At 64.2% G+C, this 17,850-nt stretch carries 14 protein-coding genes; 8 read left to right on the top strand and 6 right to left on the bottom strand.

The genetic code is table 11. The features are described 5' to 3' along the window. Positions 1–31: 31 nt before the first annotated feature. On the bottom strand, positions 32–1,081 hold the full coding sequence (locus tag ABIB06_RS22310) for a DUF2155 domain-containing protein (RefSeq protein ID WP_354048701.1): 1,050 nt from the start codon (positions 1,079–1,081) through the stop codon (positions 32–34). Positions 1,082–1,310: 229 nt separating this feature from the next. Between ABIB06_RS22310 and lipP1 the strand changes: the two genes are divergently transcribed. Both lipP1 and ABIB06_RS22300 read left to right on the top strand, forming a co-directional pair. Next, complete coding sequence (gene lipP1, locus ABIB06_RS22305) at positions 1,311–2,258, top strand: LipP1 family hormone-sensitive lipase (RefSeq protein WP_354048703.1); 948 nt, start codon at positions 1,311–1,313, stop codon at positions 2,256–2,258. Between the two features lie 13 nt (positions 2,259–2,271). Then, on the top strand, positions 2,272–3,300 hold the full coding sequence (locus ABIB06_RS22300) for a Na+-dependent transporter (RefSeq protein WP_354069356.1): 1,029 nt from the start codon (positions 2,272–2,274) through the stop codon (positions 3,298–3,300). Positions 3,301–3,390: 90 nt separating this feature from the next. On the opposite strand, the gene ABIB06_RS22295 is transcribed toward ABIB06_RS22300, so the two are convergent. Together ABIB06_RS22295 and ABIB06_RS22290 are read right to left on the bottom strand one after the other, a co-directional pair. Next, positions 3,391–3,783: a response regulator gene (locus ABIB06_RS22295; RefSeq protein ID WP_354048707.1), complete on the bottom strand. Its 393-nt coding sequence runs from the start codon at positions 3,781–3,783 to the stop codon at positions 3,391–3,393. A 140-nt stretch (positions 3,784–3,923) separates the two neighbouring features. Next, the gene (locus ABIB06_RS22290; RefSeq protein WP_354048709.1) at positions 3,924–4,862 is read right to left on the bottom strand and encodes a GlxA family transcriptional regulator; all 939 of its coding nucleotides are present in this window, start codon (positions 4,860–4,862) and stop codon (positions 3,924–3,926) included. A gap of 92 nt (positions 4,863–4,954) precedes the next feature. Here ABIB06_RS22290 and ABIB06_RS22285 point away from each other — a divergent pair, with 92 nt between their 5' ends. Beyond that, positions 4,955–5,641, top strand: coding sequence for a DJ-1/PfpI family protein (locus ABIB06_RS22285; protein WP_354048711.1), 687 nt, complete (start codon positions 4,955–4,957; stop codon positions 5,639–5,641). Between the two features lie 481 nt (positions 5,642–6,122). Here ABIB06_RS22285 and ABIB06_RS22280 read toward each other — a convergent pair whose 3' ends face one another. After that, positions 6,123–6,530 carry an NADH:ubiquinone oxidoreductase subunit NDUFA12 gene (locus tag ABIB06_RS22280; RefSeq protein WP_354048713.1) on the bottom strand — a complete coding sequence of 136 codons (408 nt, stop codon included), beginning with the start codon at positions 6,528–6,530 and terminating at the stop codon, positions 6,123–6,125. A gap of 257 nt (positions 6,531–6,787) precedes the next feature. Between ABIB06_RS22280 and ABIB06_RS22275 the strand changes: the two genes are divergently transcribed. The 3 genes from ABIB06_RS22275 (at position 6,788) to ABIB06_RS22265 (ending at position 10,318) form a co-directional block, all read left to right on the top strand. Continuing rightward, on the top strand, positions 6,788–7,414 hold the full coding sequence (locus tag ABIB06_RS22275; protein WP_354048715.1) for a BA14K family protein: 627 nt from the start codon (positions 6,788–6,790) through the stop codon (positions 7,412–7,414). Between the two features lie 232 nt (positions 7,415–7,646). Further along, complete coding sequence (locus tag ABIB06_RS22270; protein WP_247347211.1) at positions 7,647–8,063, top strand: response regulator; 417 nt, start codon at positions 7,647–7,649, stop codon at positions 8,061–8,063. After that, complete coding sequence (locus tag ABIB06_RS22265) at positions 8,060–10,318, top strand: CHASE3 domain-containing protein (RefSeq protein ID WP_354048717.1); 2,259 nt, start codon at positions 8,060–8,062, stop codon at positions 10,316–10,318. Before ABIB06_RS22270 ends, ABIB06_RS22265 begins: the two co-directional genes overlap by 4 nt. Here ABIB06_RS22265 and ABIB06_RS22260 read toward each other — a convergent pair whose 3' ends face one another. Continuing rightward, positions 10,319–11,215 carry a DMT family transporter gene (locus ABIB06_RS22260; protein ID WP_354048719.1) on the bottom strand — a complete coding sequence of 299 codons (897 nt, stop codon included), beginning with the start codon at positions 11,213–11,215 and terminating at the stop codon, positions 10,319–10,321. A gap of 756 nt (positions 11,216–11,971) precedes the next feature. Here ABIB06_RS22260 and ABIB06_RS22255 point away from each other — a divergent pair. Then, entirely contained in the window at positions 11,972–15,742 is a 3,771-nt protein-coding gene (locus ABIB06_RS22255; RefSeq protein WP_354048721.1) for a vitamin B12-dependent ribonucleotide reductase, read from the top strand. Positions 15,743–15,889: 147 nt separating this feature from the next. Beyond that, positions 15,890–16,906, top strand: a complete 1,017-nt coding sequence (locus ABIB06_RS22250; RefSeq protein ID WP_354048745.1) for a COG3904 family protein — start codon at positions 15,890–15,892, stop codon at positions 16,904–16,906. 57 nt (positions 16,907–16,963) lie between these two features. On the opposite strand, the gene ABIB06_RS22245 is transcribed toward ABIB06_RS22250, so the two are convergent. Continuing rightward, a complete protein-coding gene (locus tag ABIB06_RS22245) occupies positions 16,964–17,719 on the bottom strand; it encodes an RES family NAD+ phosphorylase (protein WP_354125635.1) in 756 nt (251 codons plus the stop codon). Positions 17,720–17,850: the final 131 nt, after the last annotated feature.

Genomic DNA, 17,850 nt, shown 5'->3' with positions numbered 1-17,850 from the left:
GATATCACCGGCCGAATCCGGGGGATTTGGCCTAGCGGCCAAACCCCGGGATACCGAACAGACCCGGCCGCTGCTCGGGCGGCGGAGGTGGCGGCGGTGCCGGTTGCTGCTGCTGGATCGGCGGCAACGGCTGCGGCGGACGCTGCTGCACCTGCTTGGGCGCGGACTTCTTCTGCGCGGGCGGCGGCGGCGCAGCCGGCTTGGTGCCGGGATCCGGCGCCGCGGTCGCGATGGTCTGCTGCGGCTCTTTGCAGTCGGTGAGCCAGATATCGTAGATCGGGTGCTCGACGCCGTGCAGGCCCGGACTTGCCGCGTACATCCAGCCCGAGAAGATGCGCTTCACCTCGCCCTGCAAGGTGATCTCGTCGACCTCGACGAAGGCGTCGGTGTTGGCGGCCTCCGTCGCCGGCCGCGTGTAGCAGGCGTCGGTTTTGACGCGCAGCGCGCCGAACTGCACGGTCTCGCCGATATCCTCGTCGAAATTGATGATGCGGCCGGTGATTTTGTCGAGGCCGGAGAAAGTCGCTTTCTTGTTCACGATCTTCTGGGCCGGCGGTTCGGTGACGACCTCGTCGCCCGGCTGCAGGGTCGCCGGCGTCTGCGGCACAGTACCACCCGGTCCGCCCTTCTGCTGCGGCTGGCGCTGACCGGGCGCGCCCGGCTGCGGGGCGCCTTGCGGATTGGGCGGAGCGACCGCAACGGACGGCGGCTGGTTTGGCGGAGCGGCGGCCGAGCCAGGGGGCGGCGCCAGAGGTTGGGTCTCGACCGGCCCCGGCATCACATTACCCTGCCGGCCCGGCGGCGGCGGCATCGGGCGCGACGGCAGCACACGACCCTGCGGCGGCAGCTCCGGCACCTCTTCGTCGTCATCGGGGATCTGCTGCTGCGGCTGAGGCTGGCCACGCGGAATGTTGCCGGGCGGTCGCAGCGGCGGCGGATCGGAAAAGATCGTGCCGATTTGCGCCTGAGCCGGCGTCGCAGCCGTCAGTGCGGTGGCGGCCAGAAGCGCCGCAAGACCTGTCAGGGTAAAGGTTCGAAACATCTCGCGCGGCTTCAACAGCGAATCGGGCTTGCTGGACATTCTACAGGGGATACCGCCGCTCGCAGGTCATCCGGTTAACACGGCGAATACGGCGGGGGAAGGGCGGCATCCCTGCCCTTCCCGGCCCCGGTCTGGCCAGACCGGCTCCCGGATGGGATAGTCCGAACGCCCCTCGCCCGGGCCAAGGCGGCGGCGTCCCCGAAGAGGCGGCGCCGCTCCCCGAAAACGACATCCAACGATCGCTGGAAACCCGTAAGGTCGCTTCCCCATGCCTGTTGTGCTCGATCCCGACGCCGCCGCCGTCTACAGGGCCTTTCAGGAGGCCGGCCGCCCCGCCTACGAGACCCTGACCGCTCCGGAAGCGCGCGCCTATTACACGCAGGCGCGCTTTGCGACCAATCCCGAGCCACCGGAACTTGCGCGCGTCACGCCGCTGGCGATCCCGGCATCGCACGGAACGATCCCGGCCCGCATCTACGTTCCGAAAGACCCCCGCCGGCATGACGGCCTCTCCCCGGCGCTGGTGTTCTTCCATGGCGGCGGCTGGGTGATCGGCGATCTCGACTCCCACGACGTCGTCTGCCGCCAGCTCGCGGTCGAAGCCGCGCTGATCGTGATCTCGGTCGACTACCGCCTCGCGCCCGAACACAAATTTCCCGCCGCAGCCGATGACGCGATCGCCGCGACCAAATGGGTCGCCGCCAACGCCCGCGAGCTCGGCGTCGACGCCGCGCGCCTGTCGATCGGCGGCGACAGCGCCGGCGGCAATCTCGCCGCAGTCGTCGCGCTTGCTGCGCGAGACGGCAACGGCCCCGCGATCGCGGGCCAGGTGTTGATTTACCCCGCCGTCGATTTCGCTATGACGCACGGCTCGCACAGCGAGCCCGAGACCAGTGTGCTGCTGACGCATTCGGTAATCCGCTGGTTCCGCGACCATTATCTCAATGGCGCCGCCGACGTCGACGATTGGCGCGCCTCGCCGGCGCGCGCGCAAAACCTTGGCGGCCTGCCGCCGACCTATGTGCTGACCGCCGGCGCCGATCCGCTGCGCGACGAAGGCGACGAATATGCCGAGCGACTCAGGCAAGCCGGCGTGCCCGTCGCCACCAAGCACTATCCCGGCCAATTCCACGGCTTCTTCACGATGGGCAAATTGCTGCGCGAGGCCAATGTCGCCGTGAGCGAGATCGGCGCGTGGCTGAAGGGCTTGGGCTGATGCCGCCTCCCGCATGCCATCCTTCTTTCAAAACCTCTTCGCCCTCCCGCTGCGCGGGCTGACATGGCTCGGCGGCCAGGGCACCCGCGCTGTGGCTGCCGTCGTGTTCATCGCACTCGCGGTGCCGCCGCTCGGGGCGTTGCTGCGCCCTTACGTCACCGAGGCGATCTTCGTTCTGCTCTGCATCTCCTTCATGCGGGTCGATCTCGCCGCGCTCTCCGGCCATTTGCGCCGGCCGGCGCTGGTTGCGACCGCGACCGCCTGGACCGTGATCGGCGTGCCTGTGATCGTCGGGCTGATCGTCCATCTCACCGGTCTCACCGCGCGCTCGCCCGGCCTTGCGCTGGCCATGATGCTCCAGAGCATGGCTTCGCCGATGATGGCCTCGCCGGCGCTGGCCGCACTGATGGGCCTCGATGCCACGCTCGTTCTGGTCACGCTGGTGACCGCGACCGCGCTGGTGCCGTTCACCGCGTCGCTGTTCGCGAGCCTGTTCCTCGGCGACATGCTCAGCGTCACGCCGGCCACGCTCGGCCTGAAACTGATCGGCATCCTCGCGGCATCGCTGCTTGCAGCGACCGTGATCCGCTGGGTCTTCGGCGCGGCCGCGATCCAGCGCCACAGGCGGCCGATCGACGGCTTCAACATCGTCATCCTGCTGATTTTCGCGGCCGCGATCATGGGCGACGTTGCGAGCGACCTGGTGGCCCAGCCGGTGTTCACGATCGGCTTGGCGCTGCTGTCCTTCACGATCTATTTCACGCTGCTCGCGATCACCACGCTGCTGTTCCGCCGCATCGGCTATGAGCGCGCACTGGCGCTCGGGCTGATGGTGTCACAGCGCAATCTGGGCCTGATGCTGGCCGCGACCGCCGGCGCGCTGCCGCCCACCACCTGGCTCTACTTCGCGATGACGCAGTTTCCAATTCACCTGGCGCCGTACATGCTGACGCCGATCGCGCGGCGGCTGAGCGCGCGGGCGACTCTTGCAACTGCAAAAAAGAGACCACGACCTGGCGATGAGATGAAACGTATCAGCTGATGCCCGGCCGCACGGCGTTGCCAGAGAATATGGAAACTGCCGGCGCCCGTGAAACCGAGCGCTGCGCGCTACTGACGTGTCACTGCGACCTTACTCGTGTGTTGGCGGAACTTGGTTGAGGAGTTGTGAGATCGCGGTCACGACCTGTGCCGGGGCGAAGGGTTTTTGCAGGAGCATACTGTGAGGAACGCCAAGGGACGGCCAATCATCGGCGGCGGCACCGGTCATGTAGACCACGGGAATGTGGGGATTGAGTTCTCTTGCGCGCCTGGCAACGTCCCAGCCGGTGAGAGCACCGCTGAGGTTCACGTCGGTGATCAGGGCCAGATATTTGCTTTCTTCGTTTTGGAGAAGTGTGAGCGCTTCCTCCCCGGATGAACCAACCTCTGGGTGGAAGCCACCCTCGGCCAATGCCTCTTCTACAATTGTCTGAATAAGCGGATCGTCTTCTACAACCATGATGACGAGCAACTCAGTATTCACCGCTTACCTCCATCCACTTCGGGTGGCGCACATCAAGCCGAAGCGGGAGCTTTGGTTCCCTGAATTGTGCAAAAATGCACACAAGGTGCTGCCGGGATGGGGCGCAGCCGCCCGCCACGAACTACAGCTACCGGCGAAACCTAGTTGGCCCTTGCCGCACGCCGCAGCGCCTGCGGCGGTTGGCCGAAGGCGCGGATGAAGGCGCGCCGCATACGCTCGGGGTCGCGGAAGCCGGTCGCCTCTGCGACGAGCTCGATCGCCTCGCGCGAGGACTGCACGCGTTCGCGCGCCACCTCGATCCGCAAGCGCTCGACGGCCTTGGAGGGTGTCGTGCCGGTCTCGGCGGCAAAGGCGCGGGCAAAATGCCGCGCGCTCATGCCGGCGCGGTCGGCGAGATCTTCGACCGTCAAGCGCGCATCGAGGTTCTCGCGCGCCCAGGACAGCAATGCACCGAACCGGCCGTTCGGCGTCTTCAACTCCAGCAGCGAGGAGAATTGCGACTGGCCACCGCTGCGGCGATGATACAGCACGAGCTGCCGCGCCGTTGCCTGCGCGATCTCCTCGCCATGGTCTTCGGTCACCATCGCGAGCGCGAGATCGATACCTGCGGTGATGCCGGCGGACGTCCACACATTGCCGTCACGGGTGAAAATCTGGTCCGGCTCGAACTTCACCTTGGGATAGCGCGCGACGAAATCCCTCGTGCGGCCCCAATGCGTGGTGGCGCGGCGGCCGTCGAGCAGGCCCGCCTCGGCCAGCACATAGGCGCCCGAGCAGACGCTCGCGACCCGCACGCCGCGCCGTGCCAGCCGCTGCACGAAGGCGCGCGTGACCTCGCAGCGCGCCGCATCCGTGACGCCTGCGCCGCCCGCCACGACCAGGGTCGTGATCGCATTCGCCGACTTGAAATCGCGCGCCATCATTTCAACGCCGGACGAGCTGCGCACAGGCCCTGGGTTCAACGCGAGCACCCGGATCGCGGGTGCCTTGCCAGTGGCACGTGCCGCGATCTCGAACACCGAGATCGGGCCCGCCGCATCGAGCAACTGGAAATCCGGGAAGATCAGGATGCCGATCATCGGTGATGTCCGAAAGTGAGGGAAAAACGCCATTTTGGACAGGAGGGCATCATGCCAATTTGCTGGCGTCAAGCACATAGTTGGAGGCTCTCATGTCGACACCGCTCCAGATCGGACTTCTGGTGTTCCCGCGCGTCACTCAGCTCGACTTCACCGGCCCCTTGCAGGTGTTCTCGTCCGTCCCAGGCGTAAAACTGCATTTGATCTGGAAGCGGATCGAGCCGGTGCCGAGCGATTCCGTGCTGACGCTGACGCCAACCACGACCTTCGCCGATTGCCCGCAGCTCGACGTGATCTGCGTGCCCGGCGGCGGCGGCACCAACGATCTGCTCAATGACGAGGAGGTGCTGGCTTTCCTGCGCCGGCAGGCCGAAGGCGCCAAATACGTCACCTCGGTCTGCACGGGATCGTTGGCGCTCGGCGCCGCAGGCCTCTTGAAGGGCTACCGCGCCGCCACCCATTGGAGCGCGATGGAGATGCTTGGCCAGTTCGGCGCAACGCCGACCAGGACGCGCGTCTGCATCGACCGCAACCGCATCACCGGCGGCGGCGTCACCGCGGGAATCGATTTCGCGCTGACCCTGGTGTCGATCCTGGTCGATCGCACCACGGCGGAAGCGATCCAGCTTCAGCTCGAATACAATCCCGCTCCGCCGTTCAATGCAGGCTCGCCCGACACCGCGCCCGCCGAAGTGCTGGCCTTGCTGAAAGAGCGCGGCGCCCCAAACCAGGCCCGCCGCCTGGAAGCGGTGAAGCGCGCCGCCGAACGGGTGATGTAGCCCCTCTCGTGTCCCGGACGCGGTGCGGCACGCAGTGACGCTCCGCAGAGCCGGGACCCAGGAAGCTACCCGTGTCGCTGCTACATGGGTCCCGGCTCAGCGGTGCAGCGTTACACGCTGCAGCGCGTCCGGGACACGCAACTCGTCACACCAGAAAAAGGCCGCTCGGTTTCCCAAGCGGCCTTTCCTGCCTTACGGCGGCTGCACATTTCACCGGGCGATTTCGGAGCTTCCAGACCGGGGGCCTATCTCCCGATCGAGTCCTGGTCGGCGGCCGCTGCATCTCGGGACAGTCGCGAACTGTTGCCCGAACCGAACGCGATGGTCTCCCATCTCCGTAAGATGCGCCATTGAGCCGCATCGCTCGCATGGCTGCAACGAGCGCGCAGGAATCGTCCCCGCTGTTCGCGTTGTCCACAGCAGGGTGAGGCGGATGCGGGTGCATCCACTCCCACGAAGGAATCGGACGGGAATCGGAAGCCTAGCCAGGCGTCCAGGGCTGATAGTCGCCGGTCGCCTTCGGCCGCTTGCCGCTGGCGAGCGTCGAACCCGAGGGACGGTAGGCGTTGGCCGTGCCGGTGAGATTCGGCTGGTGCGGCTTTTCCCACTCGCGCGGCTGATAGTTGTCCTGCGTCGGCGGCACGTCGACGGTGTGATGCATCCAGCCGTGCCAGGACGGCGGGATCCGGCTTGCTTCGGCATAACCGTTGTAGATCACCCAGCGCCGCTCGAAGCCGAGCGTCGGGTCGATCACCCCGCCGCGGGTGCGATAATAGAGGTTGCCCTGCTCGTCCTGGCCGACCAACTCCCCGTACCGCCTGGTCCAGAGTTGGGTGCCAAAAGTCTGGCCATTCCACCAGGTGAAGAACTTGAGGAAGAATTGTTTCATGCGGCAAGGGCCCTGCTTGGTCGGGTCCTGATGCCATCCGGACGGCGAAATGTCCAGTTCGGCGGATGCGGCGGTGCCCCCCCCCCCCCCCGCTTAGGGATGCGGCCCCCGGCACAGACGCTGCCGCAAATCGGACGCGATCCGTTCATGCCGGATACAGCGTTCCCATGAGAGCCTTGCCGCGCACGCAAACCGCCGTGATCCCAGGAACTACAGCCCCTTCATTGGGTTTGCTTCCGGGAAAAGGAGTTTTGATCATGAAAAGTCTGAAAGTCTTGAGCGCCGCTGCGGCAGTGGCATTGGTTATCCCGTTGGCGACGCCGAGCTTTGCACAAAGCCGGGCCGCGGTGGTCGGTGGCGGCGCACATATCGGTGGCGGCGGCGGCGGCGCACACTTTGGTGGCGGCGGTGGTGGCGCACACTTTGGCGGCGGCGGCGCGCGAATGGGCGGCGGCAGCTTTGGCGGCGCGCGGATCGGCGGCGGCGGCGGTAACTTCGCGGCGGGTACAACTGTGCGTCCGGGTGGCGGCGCTGCTTTCAACGGCGGCGGCCGCGGCTTCGCAGCAGCCGGGGGCCACAACTGGAATGGCGGCGGCGGCCATTGGCACGGCGGCGGCTGGCGCCATCGCGGCGGCGGCTTCTGGCCCGGTGTCGCGGCGGGTGCTGCGATCGGCGGCCTCGGCTCGTACGCCTATTACGGCGGCGGCTATTACAACGATCCCTACTACTATGGCGACGACAGCTATTATGACGAGCCGTCAGTGGCGGTGGTCCCCGACAGCGGCGGCGACTCCGCAGCCTATTGCGCACAGCGCTACAAATCCTACGATCCGGCGTCCGGCACCTATCTCGGCTATGATGGCCAGCGTCATCCCTGCCCGTAAGCACACCGACAACGCTTGAAGAGAGGCGCCGCAGCGATGCGGCGCCTTTTTCGCGCATGTCGAGCACCTCAACTGTTTCGCGCGCATCGTGGTCGTTGTCCGCCACGATGAAGCCCGGGGACCTTTAATCACCGCACCGTGCATACCTACCCCGACCCAATCCAAAATTGACCCGACGCGCGATTCACCTGTATCAATTTGGTTATGGGGATTTCGATTACTGGAAAGTGTCATGCCGCGTATTCTCGTGGTCGATGACGATCCGATGGTCGGCGCGACCATCGAGGTCCTCCTCCAACGTCAGGGCTTCGACGTCACGTTGACCGACGGCGGAGAAACGGGTTTGGCTGCGCTCGAAACACAGAATTTCGACGTGATGCTGGTTGACATCTTCATGCCGCACATGCGCGGCTTCGAGTCCGTCCGCATCTTTCACGAGCGCGCGCCGGCGGTACCGCTGATCGCGATGTCCGGCTACGCCTTCGCGTCATCCGCGTCGCCCTCTCCCGATTTCCTCCGCATGGCGCTGGAGCTCGGCGCAACACGCTGCCTGCGCAAGCCGTTCACGCCGGACGCGCTGCTGACCACAATCCGGGAATGCCTCGGGGGCGAAAGTGCACAGCCGAAGGACAAGAAAGAAGTCCCTTGATCCCAACGCAGCGCATCATTCTCGGTACTGGACTTGCCATCCTCCTGATCATCACCGCAGCCTCGATCGGCCTCGACGTCAAGTCACGGTCCGATGCGGCCTGGGTCAATCACACCATCGAGGTGCTGAAGAAGATCTCCGATCTGCGCCTGCTGATGCGCCGCGCCGAGAGTGCCGCACGCGGCTACGAAATCTACGGCAGCCCGAGCTTCAGCGAGGAGTTCCAGGCGGCACACGCCCAGATCGCGCCGGCACTTGCCGATCTCAAGCGCGGCGTGCGCGACAATCCCGATCAGGTCATGCTGCTGGAGGGCACCGAGCCGCTGGCGCTGCGCCGGATGGAGATCGCCGCCGAGGCCATGCGCCTGCGCGCCGGCAACGACCAATCCGGCATTGCCACGCTCCAGGGCAAGGGCGAGGGCCGCGGCCTGATGGACACGGTGATGGGCAACCTCGATCGTCTGAGCGCGGGCGAAGAGCAATTGCTCGCCGCGCGCTCGCAGGATTCGCGCCGCACCGGCATCGTGCTGCTCGGCATCGATGTCGCCGGCGCGCTCGTGATCATGCTGCTGGTCGCGATGGTGATGCGCGAGAGCCAGCGCACCCAGGGCGCGCTCAAGAGCACGCTATTGGAGACCACGGCCGCCAATCAGCAACTCGAGGCCGCGGTGGCCGAGCGCACCGAGCATCTGGTCACCGCGCATGACGAGCTGCGCCTGTCGGTCAACGTGCTTCAGAGCACCTTTCGCAGCATGGCGGAGGCGGTGCTGGTCATCGATGCCGAGGGCAATGTCCTTCTGTCCAATCCGGCCGCGGAGCGCATATTGCTGCACCGGACCGGCATGAACCTGCGCAATCTGCGCACGCTGTCCGACGTATTTCAGGGCGACGGCGTCACCCCGCTCAAGCCCGACGAGCTGCCGTCGGCGCGCGTGCTGCGCGGCGAGCAGTTCGAAGACATGGAGATGATCGTCCGCCCGCACAGCAGCAATTCTCCCCGCCATCTCATGATCAGCGGCCGGCCGATGCTGGACGGTCAAGGCAGGATTTCCGGCGCGGTGCTGGTCTATCACGACGCGACCATGTCGCGCGAGACCGAGCGGCAGCTGTATCAGTCACAGAAGCTGGATGCCATCGGCAAGCTGACCGGCGGCGTCGCGCACGACTTCAACAACATGCTGACCGTCATCTCCGGCAACACCGAGACGCTGGTGGCGAGCCTGAAGGCCCAGCCCGAGCTCCAGCGCACGGCGCGGCTGATCGACGAGGCCGCCGAGCGCTGCGCCGAACTGATCCAGCACCTGCTCGCCTTTGCGCGCAGGCAGCCGCTCCAGCCGCGCAACGTCGAGATCAACGCTGCGGTCGCGGATATCGCAAAACTCCTGCGCCCCACCCTCGGCGAGCAGATCCAGATCGAGACCGTGCTGGAACAGGGGCCGATGACCTCGCACATCGATCCGTCCCGGCTCACCAATGCCGTGCTCAACATGGCGATCAACGCCCGCGATGCCATGCCGAACGGCGGCAAGCTGCTGTTCGAGGCCCATCGGGTCGTGCTCGACGAGGCCTATGCCCAGAATAATCCGGATGTGCGCCCCGGCCCTTACGTGATGCTCGCCGTCAGCGACACCGGCACCGGAATGCCGGCCGAGGTCCAGCAGCAGGCGTTCGAGCCGTTCTTCACCACCAAGGAGGTCGGCAAGGGAAGCGGCCTCGGCCTCTCCATGGTCTACGGCTTCGTCAAGCAATCCGGCGGACACATCAAGATCTACAGCGAGGAAGGCCACGGCACCACGATCAAGCTCTATCTGCCGCCGGGCGAAGGCATGACGGATGTGGTCGCCGCCGCGACGCCGCAAGCCGAAGGCGGCGCCGAGACCATTTTCGTGGTCGAGGACGATCCGCTGGTGCGCAACTTCGTCACCGCGCAGCTTCAGAGCCTCGGCTACAAGACGGTGGCGGCGTCCGACAGCAAGACAGCGCTGGAGCTGATCGAGACCGGCCAGCCGTTCGATCTCTTGTTCACCGACGTCGTCATCCCCGGCGGCATGAGCGGGCGCGTGCTCGCCGAGGAAGTGGCAAAACGGCGCCCCGGCCTGAAGGTGCTCTACACCTCCGGCTATACCGACAACGCCATCGTCCACCACGGCAAGCTCGACGACGGCGTGATACTGCTGACAAAACCCTACCGCCGCAACCAGCTCGCCGAGATGATCAGGAAGGCGCTGAACGGCGGAGGGATGACTGCAAGCTAGCTAGCGCGTCGCCAGCACCACGGCTGCCAGCGTGAAGATCAGCGATGCGATCTGCCCCGGGCCCAGCGGCTCGCCGAGCGCCAGCGCCGACGCCACCACGCCGATGACAGGCACCGCCATCGTCCCGATCGCGGCGACCGAGGCCGGCAGGCGCGCGAGCGCTGCGAACCAGCTGACATAGGCGATGCAGAACTGCACCACGGTCGAATAGACCAGCAGCCACCAGCCGACCGGCGTCACCTGCTCCAGATGCGTGGTCTCGATGACGAGGCCGATGATCGAGATCGGCAGGCAGCCGATCCCGATCTGCCACGCCGCGGCCGTGATCGGCGGCAGATGGATGGGGTACCTTTTGGAAAACACCGTGCCGACGGCAAAGCCGATCGCGCCGCACAGCGCCATGATGATGCCCGGCAGCTTTTCCGCGCTGGCGGCAATGCCGTTGCCGCCCATGATCGAGGCAAGCCCGGCAAAGGCCATCACCAGGCCGATGGTGCGCAACAAGGTCGGTCGCTCGCCCAGCACCGGCCAGGCGATCAGCGAGGCCCAGACCGGCATGGTGTAGGCGATCAGCGCCGCCTCGCTGGCTGGCAGCCAGAGCAGCGCCAGGCCCATCAGCACCATCCAGCCGGTGACGTTGAGGATTGCGGCGGTCACCAGGCGCGGCCAGATCGCAGGCTCGACCCTGAGGCTCTGCCGGCTGATCAGCGCGAGGGCGGCGAGCAGCACTGCGCCCAGCACCCCCGTCACCCCGCGCAGCGTCAGCGGCGGCAGCTCGGAAAGCAGGAATTTCGTCACCGGCCAGTTGAAGCCCCAGCCCACCGAGGTGATGGCGAGGAACATCAGGCCGGCCGGGGCGATGCGTGGTCGCAAGCCCGGTCGCGTCGAATCAAGCATGTGGGTATCCGGCAAAATCGAGGTCAGCTTGGCGCGGATTCGCGCGCCCCACCACCACCCCGGCGGGCATGCCTGCCCTCACCGTCCGTAGCCCCACGTGAGTCCCGTTGAGGCAAGCCCGGTCCTCAAAAATATACCTGCCCTGTGAACAGCGGGGTGAAGCCTCCGCAGCACCACCGGATGCAAATTTTTTCGGTTGGGAATCCCTGAGGACTCACCGATACTTGGCTCAAGAACAGGTGTGGGCTTGCCCCCTGTTATCCCCGACAATCCACCATATTTAGTATTTGATTCAGGAACCCGCACTAGTTCTTGACGGGCGCAATGGAGAGTCCTAGTTTTCGATCCGTTCGGCGCGAGTGTGTTTGCGTCCCGCCGGCACTCCCCGAAGGGTCTGCAAAACAGCACTCCGCCAAGCCAGCCAAAGGCAGCGGGATGAGGGCTTGTCTGCCCGCGATAGCGGTCTCCCAGGGCGCCAGAACGGGCCGGCAACAGGCTCGCATGGCAATTGGTTGAAGTGTCGTTGTGGGGCGTTGAACGCATGTCGGGCTCATCCCCTTGGGGGCGGATGGATCCGGACATGCCGGCCGGTGAGAGGTGCACGCACCTCACCATCGCCGGGAGAAAAAGGGCCGGGTCCACCGGCTGAACTGCGAAGCCTTGGGGCGGAAACGCCTTCGGGGACTCGCGAAATGAAATATCGATCCGGTCGCCTTGCGGAGGCGGTCCGGCTAAAAAATAGGACGGGGCAAGACCATGCGGATTGAGCGGCGCCACACCACGGTAGGACAGTCACCTTACGCCGGCATCGAATTCCGGCAGACCACGTCGGAGATCAGGAATCCCGACGGCTCGGTCGTGTTTAAATTGGACGGCGTCGAGGTCCCGACCGAGTGGTCGCAGGTCGCCTCCGACGTCCTCGCCCAGAAGTATTTTCGCAAGGCCGGCGTTGCCGCGCGCCTGAAGAAGGTCGAGGAAGAGTCCGTCCCCTCGTTCCTGTGGCGCTCCGTGCCCGACACCGAGGCGCTCGCCCTCCTGCCCGAGAAAGAGCGCTTCGTCAGCGAGCTCTCGGCCAAGCAGGTGTTCGACCGTCTCGCCGGCTGCTGGACCTATTGGGGCTGGAAGGGCAACTACTTCTCCTCCGACGCCGACGCCCAGACCTTCTACGACGAGCTCCGCTACATGCTGACCATGCAGATGGTCGCGCCGAACTCGCCGCAATGGTTCAACACCGGGCTTCATTGGGCCTATGGCATCGACGGCCCCGGCCAGGGCCATTATTACGTCGACCCCTTCACCGGCAAGCTGACCCGGTCGAAATCCTCCTACGAGCATCCGCAGCCGCACGCCTGCTTCATCCAGGGCGTCGGTGACGACCTCGTCAACGAGGGCGGCATCATGGACCTCTGGGTCCGCGAGGCGCGCCTGTTCAAATACGGCTCCGGCACCGGCTCCAACTTCTCGCGCCTGCGCGGCGAAGGCGAACGCCTCTCCGGCGGCGGCCGCTCGTCCGGCCTGATGAGCTTCCTCAAGATCGGCGACCGCGCGGCGGGCGCGATCAAGTCGGGCGGCACCACGCGCCGCGCGGCCAAGATGGTCGTGGTCGATGCCGACCATCCGGACATCGAGACCTATATCGACTGGAAAGTGAAGGAGGAGCAGAAGGTCGCAGCTCTCGTCACCGGATCCAAGATCAACCAGAAGCACCTCAAGCTGGTGCTCAAGGCCTGCGTGAACTGCGAAGGTTCGGGCGACGATTGCTTCGACCCTGAGAAGAACCCTGCCCTGCGCCGCGAGATCAAGCTCGCGCGCCGCTCGCTGGTGCCTGACAATTACATCAAGCGCGTCATCCAGTTCGCCAAGCAGGGCTACAAGGACATCCAGTTCGACGTCTACGACACCGACTGGGATTCGGAAGCCTATCTCACGGTGTCCGGCCAGAACTCCAACAATTCGGTCTCGCTCAAGGACGATTTCCTGCGCGCGGTCGAAACCGACGGCGACTGGAATCTCATCGGCCGCACCACCAAGAAGGTGACCAAGACCCTGAAGGCGCGCGACCTCTGGGAAAAGATCGGCTACGCCGCCTGGGCGTCGGCCGACCCGGGCCTGCACTTCAACACCACCATGAATGACTGGCACACCTGCAAGGCGTCCGGCGACATCCGCGCCTCCAATCCGTGCTCGGAATACATGTTCCTGGACGACACCGCGTGCAACCTGGCGTCCGCCAACCTGCTGACGTTCTACGACGCCACCACGAAGCGGTTCGACGTCGAGGGTTACGAGCACCTCTGCCGGCTCTGGACCGTCGTGCTCGAAATCTCCGTGATGATGGCGCAGTTCCCGTCGAAGGCGATCGCCGAGCTCTCCTATGAGTTCCGCACGCTCGGTCTCGGCTTCGCCAATATCGGCGGCCTGCTGATGACCATGGGTCTCTCCTATGACAGCAAGGAAGGCCGCGCGCTCTGCGGCGCGCTGACCGCCGTGATGACTGGCATCACCTACAAGACTTCTGCGGAAATGGCGGCCGAGCTCGGCACCTTTCCCGGCTATAAGAAGAACGCCGCGCACATGCTGCGCGTGATCCGCAACCACCGCCGCGCCGCGCATGGCGAGACCTCCGGCTACGAGGCGCTCAGCGTCAACCCGGTGCCGATGGACCTGGTCTCCTGCCCGCAGGCCGACCTCGTCACGCATGCGCAGGCGGCCTGGGATGGGGCGCTCGAGCTCGGCGAGAAGCACGGCTATCGCAACGCCCAGACCACGGTGGTCGCGCCGACCGGCACGATCGGCCTCGTCATGGATTGCGACACCACCGGCATCGAGCCCGACTTCGCGCTGGTCAAGTTCAAGAAGCTCGCCGGCGGCGGCTACTTCAAGATCATCAACCGCGCGGTCCCCGCGGCGCTGCGCACGCTCGGCTATCGCGAAGCTGATATCGCCGAGATCGAGGCCTACGCCGTCGGCCACGGCTCGCTCTCCAACGCGCCGGGCATCAACGTCTCGACGCTGAAGTCCAAGGGTTTTACGGATGAGGCGATCGCCAAGGTCGAAAAGGCCCTGCCGACCGCCTTCGACATCAAGTTCGCCTTCAACAAGTGGACCTTTGGCGAGGACTTCATCCGCGACCAGCTCGGCATCGGTGCCGAGGCAATCGCAGCACCCGGCTTCGACCTGCTCCAGGCCGTTGGCTTCACCAAGCGCGAGATCGAGGCGGCCAACGTCCACATCTGCGGCGCGATGACGGTGGAAGGTGCTCCGCACCTCAAGGCCGAGCATTACGCGGTGTTCGACTGCGCCAATCCCTGCGGCAAGGTCGGCAAGCGCTATCTCTCGGTCGAGAGCCACATCCGCATGATGGCGGCGGCGCAGCCCTTCATCTCGGGTGCGATCTCGAAAACCATCAACATGCCGAACGACGCCACGGTGGAGGATTGCAAGTCCGCCTACATGCTGTCGTGGAAACTGGCGCTGAAGGCCAACGCGCTCTATCGCGACGGCTCGAAGCTCTCCCAGCCGCTCAACTCCCAGCTCATCAGCGACGATGAGGACGAGGACGATGCGGTCGAGAATCTCTACGACAAGCCGATGGCGGCGCGAACCGCCCAGGTCTCGGAAAAGATCGTCGAGAAGCTGGTCGAGCGCATCATCGTGATGCGCGAGCGCGAGAAGATGCCGGATCGCCGCAAGGGTTACACCCAGAAGGCGGTCGTCGGCGGCCACAAGGTCTATCTCCGCACCGGTGAGTATGACGACGGCCGGATCGGCGAGATCTTCATCGACATGCACAAGGAAGGCGCGGCCCTGCGCTCCTTCATCAACAACTTCGCCATCGCGGTGTCGCTGGGCCTGCAATACGGCGTGCCGCTCGAAGAATATGTCGACGCCTTCACCTTCACCCGCTTCGAGCCGGCGGGCCCCGTGCAGGGCAACGACAGCATCAAGTACGCGACCTCGATCCTCGACTATGTCTTCCGCGAACTGGCGGTAAGCTACATGTCGCGCTTCGACCTCGCCCATGTCGATCCGACCGAGTCGAACTTCGACGCGCTGGGCAAGGGCGTCGAGGAAGGCAAGGAGCCGGAGGAGGCGAACCACCAGGCGACCAGGCTGGTCTCGCGCGGCCTCACCCGCTCCCGCACCGACAATTTGTTCGTGATGCGCAGCGGCTCCGCCGCGGTCGCATCCGGCAATGACAGCGCGCCCGCCGGCGGCAGCAAGGTCACCTCGCTCGCCTCCCACGGCGCCACCGCCCGCGGCGCCGGCGAGACCATCGAAGGCGCGGTCGCGCTGAAGCAGGAAGCCAGCCACGATTTGTCTCCCACGGAGAAGCTCGAAGCCCTCCAGTGGAGCAAGTCCGGCAGCGCGCAAGTCGCAGTCCCCAGCAAGGCCGAGCGCCGCGCGGAAGCGAAAGCAAAAGGCTACGAAGGCGAAATGTGCGGCGAGTGCGGCAACTTCACGCTGGTGCGGAATGGGACGTGTATGAAGTGCGATACTTGCGGTTCAACGACGGGATGTTCGTGAGGGACCGGTCGTCACGTTAGGACCGCGATTAGTCCAAACCTTCATGAAGGGCGGCCGAGAGGCCGCCTTTCTGCTAACAACACAGAGGCCACGTGCAGCCGGGGCTTTGCTGTACGCTGTCAAGCTTAGCCGAAGTCGGAGGTCATATTGCTCACCCCGGATAGAATGACCTTCCACCTACGAAGTGGTGGAGGAAACTATGTCGGAGCAGAGTGGGTCGCCGCAGATGGTGTGATCACCTCCGAGACACCGCACGACCTTGAGAGCTTTATGAAAGGCCATGGCTACACAGAGAACCCAGGCGGCTGGAGCGTAAGGTTCAACTCCCCTGGCGGAGATTTGGCTGGTGGCATCCAACTCGGGAACGTTATTCGGAGAATGAAGCTCAATACAGAGGTTGGAAGCACAGAGCGCGACGGACGGTTCTGGGAGCGAGCCCCCGGACGTTGTGCCTCGGCAGCATCATTTGCGTTTCTTGGGGGAGTTACGCGAAGCGTCGAGACCAGCGAACTTGGAATTCATCAATTCTATCACGAGATCTCATTAAGAGACCCAACAGCAAAGCTTTTCAACTCTCTAGACCTCTCCAATCAGCAATTTGTCTCAGCCTTGCTGATCGACTACGCGTTCCGAATGGGCGTCGATCCTAGATTTGTCTCTATGTCTGCGGCCACGCCACCGAACGATATGCTATTTCTCGGTGACCGCGAACTCAACGAGCTTAATGTACGGTGGTTCCCGAAGGAGCTAGGGCGTTGGCTCATCGAACCAAGTGGAGTTGGAGTGACTGCAGTTACTACAAGCAAGGACGCCACCCGAAGGGTCACATTCGCACACTTGGGTGGCAGCCGATCACGATTGACGGTTGAGGACCGAGCTTCAGCTATCGAGGCGTCCTGGTTGAAAAAGGCGCTAGACGATGTCGAAGAAGTGATTGCATTCGATCGGATTTTTCCGAAGAACGCACTCAAAGCAAGCGTGATGGATAACGTTCTGAACGTCGAATTTGCACTTCAGGATGTCGATGGAAAAACAATCGCGAACTCTCGATGGTCCGGCGTCACTGTGAGCGGCCCCCGCTATATGTGGGGCGCATTTTCCTATGAAGTACCCAAAGAGAACGCAGAACCAGCAATTGGCGTTAGCATGAGAAATCCGATCTAGTCCTCAGGAAAGGGCGTAGCGAAATTCATCGACCGTGGCACGCCTCCGCTGAGCCCTCTAAGCTTCCATGGCTTTAGATTCGTCCTCAATCCATTGGTATCCAACTGGACCAAAGCGGACCTCGTACTCGACTCGTGCAAGCATCAGTCGATTAATGCTCGTCACTTCGACCTTCTTTTCACTGATGGGGCGCCCAAAAATCGCAATATTTGGTATAATTTTCGCTCGCTCGCGACCCGCGAACTTGGGAATTCGTCTATGCGATATGCCTGTCAAAGTCTCGAATGGTATCCCGCCCGAGCGCAGCATACTAAAATATGACGGATATAGCACTCCATCGAACCCTCCTCTCTGCGCAGCAAGAGCAATCTCGCGTGCGATCGGATAAGAATGCTTTCCAGCAAGAAAGAGCATGTGAACAGCCATATCGAGGCTTTCAAACTCGGTTACCTGCTCTTCAGTAAGAAGTTCGGTTAGGTCAAGCAGCTTCAGATCTTGCTTGGGCGCTAGCGTAGCCACAAAAACGTCGTCGTCAGCCGTCACGCGGCACTCGTGTATGCAGACCTGCAGGTCCTGTGAGCCGTACATGACCCGAAGGTCTACTGAGTCCAATCTTCCGGGATCGTCGGACGGCTTTGGCGGACTGTCGTATTCAGCGCCATTCTCCGGCGCTGCCGGTCCGACCCGAAGGCGATAGAACGATTCCCCTGGCCTTAGTATCTTTACGGGGTATCCCTTCAAAATTCTTTCGAGGACGGCCTTTCGAGTTTCCTCACTTTCGAGGGCCTTCAATGGCTCGACTTCTCCAACCATCCAAAGACGAGGGCCGTAATAAAAAAAGCCGACGTTTGAGCTGCACCCGGTTCTGTTGACACCGGCTTAAGCTAATCCGACCTTCCGTTCGAACTCCATAGGGCTCAGATATCCGATCGTCGAATGCCTTC

This window comes from Bradyrhizobium sp. LB8.2 (genome assembly GCF_040548035.1).
GTDB lineage: Bacteria > Pseudomonadota > Alphaproteobacteria > Rhizobiales > Xanthobacteraceae > Bradyrhizobium.
This window is presented reverse-complemented; position numbering and strand designations above follow the sequence as displayed.